Here is a 5,724-nt window from a genome sequence, read left to right on the forward strand (position 1 = left end):
AGGCAGTTTCAGCAGCGGTTACGCATAAGCGGGCGCAGCGAAGCAGCCGACCAAAAGAAGGGGCCTTGCGGCAGGGTGGTAGCGCAGCAAGGGTCTGACGAATCGAAATTAGCAGCGCTAACGACGATTTGACAGACGTAAAAAACTTCTTCATAATCTCGTTTCTCTGCTGATGACGCAGCGCTAGCAAAACAGCGCAGCGAACGGCAAGGAAGTGAAGCAGTAAAGGCAGTACCGCTCTTTAACAAATAAACAGCCGATAAGTGTGGGCACTTGGTTGGGCGCGAGACGGTTGGGTCGGGTAACACCGGTTCAGTCGATCGACGCAAAAGAAATCAAGTGCTCATATAAAGAAGTTTGTAGGTAAATCATTTATCTGCAATTTCTTTGAGTACGCAAGCGATCGTGCCATGGGTTTCGACCCATAGTACGAACAAATCTAGAGATTAAACTGAAGAGTTTGATCCTGGCTCAGATTGAACGCTAGCGGCATGCCTTACACATGCAAGTCGAACGGCAGCGCGGACTTCGGTCTGGCGGCGAGTGGCGAACGGGTGAGTAATGCATCGGAACGTGCCCAGTAGCGGGGGATAACTACGCGAAAGCGTAGCTAATACCGCATACGCCCTACGGGGGAAAGGGGGGGATCGCAAGACCTCTCACTATTGGAGCGGCCGATGTCGGATTAGCTAGTTGGTGGGGTAAAGGCCTACCAAGGCAACGATCCGTAGCTGGTTTGAGAGGACGACCAGCCACACTGGGACTGAGACACGGCCCAGACTCCTACGGGAGGCAGCAGTGGGGAATTTTGGACAATGGGGGCAACCCTGATCCAGCCATGCCGCGTGTGCGAAGAAGGCCTTCGGGTTGTAAAGCACTTTTGGCAGGAAAGAAACGGCGCCGGATAATACCTGGCGTAACTGACGGTACCTGCAGAATAAGCACCGGCTAACTACGTGCCAGCAGCCGCGGTAATACGTAGGGTGCAAGCGTTAATCGGAATTACTGGGCGTAAAGCGTGCGCAGGCGGTTCGGAAAGAAAGATGTGAAATCCCAGGGCTCAACCTTGGAACTGCATTTTTAACTCCCGAACTAGAGTGTGTCAGAGGGGGGTGGAATTCCACGTGTAGCAGTGAAATGCGTAGATATGTGGAGGAACACCGATGGCGAAGGCAGCCCCCTGGGATAACACTGACGCTCATGCACGAAAGCGTGGGGAGCAAACAGGATTAGATACCCTGGTAGTCCACGCCCTAAACGATGTCAACTAGCTGTTGGGTTCTTCGGAGCTTGGTAGCGCAGCTAACGCGTGAAGTTGACCGCCTGGGGAGTACGGTCGCAAGATTAAAACTCAAAGGAATTGACGGGGACCCGCACAAGCGGTGGATGATGTGGATTAATTCGATGCAACGCGAAAAACCTTACCTACCCTTGACATGTCTGGAATCCTGAAGAGATTTAGGAGTGCTCGAAAGAGAACCGGAACACAGGTGCTGCATGGCCGTCGTCAGCTCGTGTCGTGAGATGTTGGGTTAAGTCCCGCAACGAGCGCAACCCTTGTCATTAGTTGCTACGAAAGGGCACTCTAATGAGACTGCCGGTGACAAACCGGAGGAAGGTGGGGATGACGTCAGGTCCTCATGGCCCTTATGGGTAGGGCTTCACACGTCATACAATGGTCGGGACAGAGGGCAGCCAACCCGCGAGGGGGAGCCAATCCCAGAAACCCGATCGTAGTCCGGATTGCAGTCTGCAACTCGACTGCATGAAGTCGGAATCGCTAGTAATCGCGGATCAGCATGTCGCGGTGAATACGTTCCCGGGTCTTGTACACACCGCCCGTCACACCATGGGAGTGGGTTCTACCAGAAGTAGGTAGCCTAACCGTAAGGAGGGCGCTTACCACGGTAGGGTTCATGACTGGGGTGAAGTCGTAACAAGGTAGCCGTATCGGAAGGTGCGGCTGGATCACCTCCTTTCAGCGCGTAAAGTGCTTGATCAAGTGTCCACTCTTATCGGTTGTTCATTAAGCTGGATCGGTGAGGAAAAGGGGCAAGCGTGTTGATGCTTGACGTTCCTTGGCCTGGGATGCAGATCCGAAGAATATGGGTCTGTAGCTCAGTCGGTTAGAGCACCGTCTTGATAAGGCGGGGGTCGTTGGTTCGAATCCAACCAGACCCACCAGTTAGCAGAAGCGGAAGTTTCTGTGGGGGTTTAGCTCAGCTGGGAGAGCACCTGCTTTGCAAGCAGGGGGTCGTCGGTTCGATCCCGTCAACCTCCACCATTTTCGGTGGGAATTCCTCGGATCACCAGAACTTAGGTTTAAGCGCAGCGTGCTGCGCTTAAAGCTGGGCTTTGGCTCGGTGTAGTACGATTTGGCTGTTCTTTAACAATTTGGAAGAAGCAACAACAGTAATGTTGTTCGACACGCTGGTTAAGAGCCAGTGGAGTTATTGTCGGACAACGGGTTGTGATTGCATATATCAGTTCCAGAATGCTCATGTTCTGGAACGGCACAAACGCTAGAGTAAACCAGCCTATAGCCGCTACGGTTATAGGATCAAGCGACTAAGTGCATGTGGTGGATGCCTTGGCGATCACAGGCGATGAAGGACGTAGTAGCCTGCGATAAGCTGCGGGGAGCTGGCAAACAAGCTTTGATCCGCAGATTTCCGAATGGGGAAACCCACCGCTTCGGCGGTATCGTTAACTGAATACATAGGTTAACGAGGCGAACCGGGTGAACTGAAACATCTCAGTAACTCGAGGAAAAGAAATCAACCGAGATTCCGAAAGTAGCGGCGAGCGAAATCGGAACAGCCTGTACGAGTTAGCTTCGGTGATAGAAGAACGGATTGGAAACTCCGGCCATAGCAGGTGATAGCCCTGTATTCGAAATCACTGAGGTGGGACTAGGCGTACGATAAGTAGGGCGGGACACGTGTAATCCTGTCTGAAGATGGGGGGACCATCCTCCAAGGCTAAATACTCGTGATCGACCGATAGTGAACCAGTACCGTGAGGGAAAGGCGAAAAGAACCCCGGAAGGGGAGTGAAATAGATCCTGAAACCGCATGCATACAAACAGTCGGAGCCTCCTTGTGGGGTGACGGCGTACCTTTTGTATAATGGGTCAGCGACTTACATTCAGTGGCAAGCTTAACCGAATAGGGGAGGCGTAGCGAAAGCGAGTCCGAATAGGGCGTTCAGTCGCTGGGTGTAGACCCGAAACCAGACGATCTATCCATGGCCAGGTTGAAGGCACGGTAACACGTGCTGGAGGACCGAACCCACTAGTGTTGAAAAACTAGGGGATGAGCTGTGGATAGGGGTGAAAGGCTAAACAAGTCTGGAAATAGCTGGTTCTCCCCGAAAACTATTTAGGTAGTGCCTCAAGTATTACTCCAGGGGGTAGAGCACTGTTATGGCTAGGGGGTCATGGCGACTTACCAAACCATTGCAAACTCCGAATACCTGGAAGTACAGCTTGGGAGACAGAGCACCGGGTGCTAACGTCCGGACTCAAGAGGGAAACAACCCAGACCGCCAGCTAAGGTCCCCAAATATCGCTAAGTGGGAAACGAAGTGGGAAGGCATAGACAGTCAGGAAGTTGGCTTAGAAGCAGCCATCCTTTAAAGAAAGCGTAATAGCTCACTGATCGAGTCGTCCTGCGCGGAAGATGTAACGGGGCTAAGCGATATACCGAAGCTGCGGATGCACAGTTTACTGTGCGTGGTAGGGGAGCGTTCTGTAAGCCTGCGAAGGTGGCTTGTAAAGGCTGCTGGAGGTATCAGAAGTGCGAATGCTGACATGAGTAGCGATAAAGAGGGTGAAAGGCCCTCTCGCCGTAAGTCCAAGGTTTCCTACGCAACGTTCATCGGCGTAGGGTGAGTCGGCCCCTAAGGCGAGGCAGAGATGCGTAGCTGATGGGAAGCTGGTTAATATTCCAGCACCGTCGTTTAATGCGATGGGGGGACGGATCGCGGAATGTCATCGGGGTGTTGGAAGTCCCCGTTGCTGCATCGAAGAAGGCACTTAGGCAAATCCGGGTGCGTAATTCAAGGGTGTGGCACGAGCGAACTTGTTCGCGAAGTGATTGGAAGTGGTCCCAGGAAAAGCCTCTAAGCTTCAGTTAAACGAGACCGTACCGCAAACCGACACAGGTGGACGGGATGAATATTCTAAGGCGCTTGAGAGAACTCAGGAGAAGGAACTCGGCAAATTGATACCGTAACTTCGGGAGAAGGTATGCCCTGGTAGCGTGAAGCGCCTGCGCGCTGAGCGTGAAAGGGTCGCAGAGAATCGGTGGCTGCGACTGTTTAATAAAAACACAGCACTCTGCAAACACGAAAGTGGACGTATAGGGTGTGACGCCTGCCCGGTGCCGGAAGGTTAAGTGATGGGGTGCAAGCTCTTGATCGAAGCCCCGGTAAACGGCGGCCGTAACTATAACGGTCCTAAGGTAGCGAAATTCCTTGTCGGGTAAGTTCCGACCTGCACGAATGGCGTAACGATGGCCACACTGTCTCCTCCTGAGACTCAGCGAAGTTGAAATGTTTGTGATGATGCAATCTACCCGCGGCTAGACGGAAAGACCCCATGAACCTTTACTGTAGCTTTGCATTGGACTGTGAACCGGTCTGTGTAGGATAGGTGGGAGGCGTTGAAACCGAGTCGCTAGATTCGGTGGAGCCAACCTTGAAATACCACCCTGATTTGTTTGCGGTTCTAACCTTGGCCCGTTATCCGGGTCGGGGACAGTGCATGGTGGGCAGTTTGACTGGGGCGGTCTCCTCCTAAAGGGTAACGGAGGAGTTCGAAGGTACGCTAGGTACGGTCGGAAATCGTGCTGATAGTGCAATGGCATAAGCGTGCTTAACTGTGAGACTGACAAGTCGAACAGGTGCGAAAGCAGGACATAGTGATCCGGTGGTTCTGTATGGAAGGGCCATCGCTCAACGGATAAAAGGTACTCTGGGGATAACAGGCTGATACCGCCCAAGAGTTCATATCGACGGCGGTGTTTGGCACCTCGATGTCGGCTCATCTCATCCTGGGGCTGTAGCCGGTCCCAAGGGTATGGCTGTTCGCCATTTAAAGAGGTACGTGAGCTGGGTTTAAAACGTCGTGAGACAGTTTGGTCCCTATCTGCCGTGGGCGCTGGAGATTTGACGGAGCCTGTTCCTAGTACGAGAGGACCGGAATGGACGTACCGCTGGTGTACCGGTTGTCATGCCAATGGCATTGCCGGGTAGCTATGTACGGAAGAGATAACCGCTGAAGGCATCTAAGCGGGAAACTCGTCTGAAGATAAGATCTCCCGGGGGCTTGACCCCCCTGAAGGGCCGTTCGAGACCAGGACGTTGATAGGTCGGGTGTGGAAGCGCAGTAATGCGTTGAGCTAACCGATACTAATTGCCCGTGCGGCTTGATCCTATAACCCTGGCGGTTGTAGCGTGTGCCGCAGTCACACACCAGGTAGCCTCGCTACCAACACTGTTGTGCTTCTTCCAATTGGGCAGGTTGTTCGAGCCTGCGACGCAGTCACCCTGCGCGCGATCAACACCCCGCCAACAAGTTAAAGCCTGACGACCATAGCAAGGTGGTCCCACTCCTTCCCATCCCGAACAGGACAGTGAAACGCCTTTGCGCCGATGATAGTGGACGGACGTCTGTGAAAGTAGGTCATTGTCAGGCTATCTACAACCAAAACCCCCGACCGG

The 5,724-nt window shown here is 53.2% G+C and carries 2 tRNA genes and 3 rRNA genes; all 5 read left to right on the forward strand.

Annotated features, from left to right (window positions below):
• Positions 1-448: 448 nt before the first annotated feature.
• The 5 genes from WKR98_RS29175 to rrf all read left to right on the forward strand — a co-directional run bounded on the left by WKR98_RS29175 (position 449) and on the right by rrf (position 5,698).
• A 16S ribosomal RNA gene (locus tag WKR98_RS29175) occupies positions 449-1,979 on the forward strand.
• A gap of 128 nt (positions 1,980-2,107) precedes the next feature.
• Positions 2,108-2,184 (forward strand) — tRNA-Ile (locus tag WKR98_RS29180).
• 24 nt (positions 2,185-2,208) lie between these two features.
• Positions 2,209-2,284, forward strand: a tRNA-Ala gene (locus WKR98_RS29185).
• 274 nt (positions 2,285-2,558) lie between these two features.
• Positions 2,559-5,437: ribosomal RNA gene (locus WKR98_RS29190) — 23S ribosomal RNA — on the forward strand.
• A gap of 148 nt (positions 5,438-5,585) precedes the next feature.
• Positions 5,586-5,698, forward strand: a 5S ribosomal RNA gene (gene rrf / locus WKR98_RS29195).
• The 16S, 23S and 5S rRNA genes sit together here with 2 tRNA genes alongside, the layout of an rRNA operon.
• Positions 5,699-5,724: the final 26 nt, after the last annotated feature.

It is taken from the genome of Pigmentiphaga sp. YJ18, assembly GCF_038066655.1.
GTDB lineage: Bacteria > Pseudomonadota > Gammaproteobacteria > Burkholderiales > Burkholderiaceae_B > Pigmentiphaga.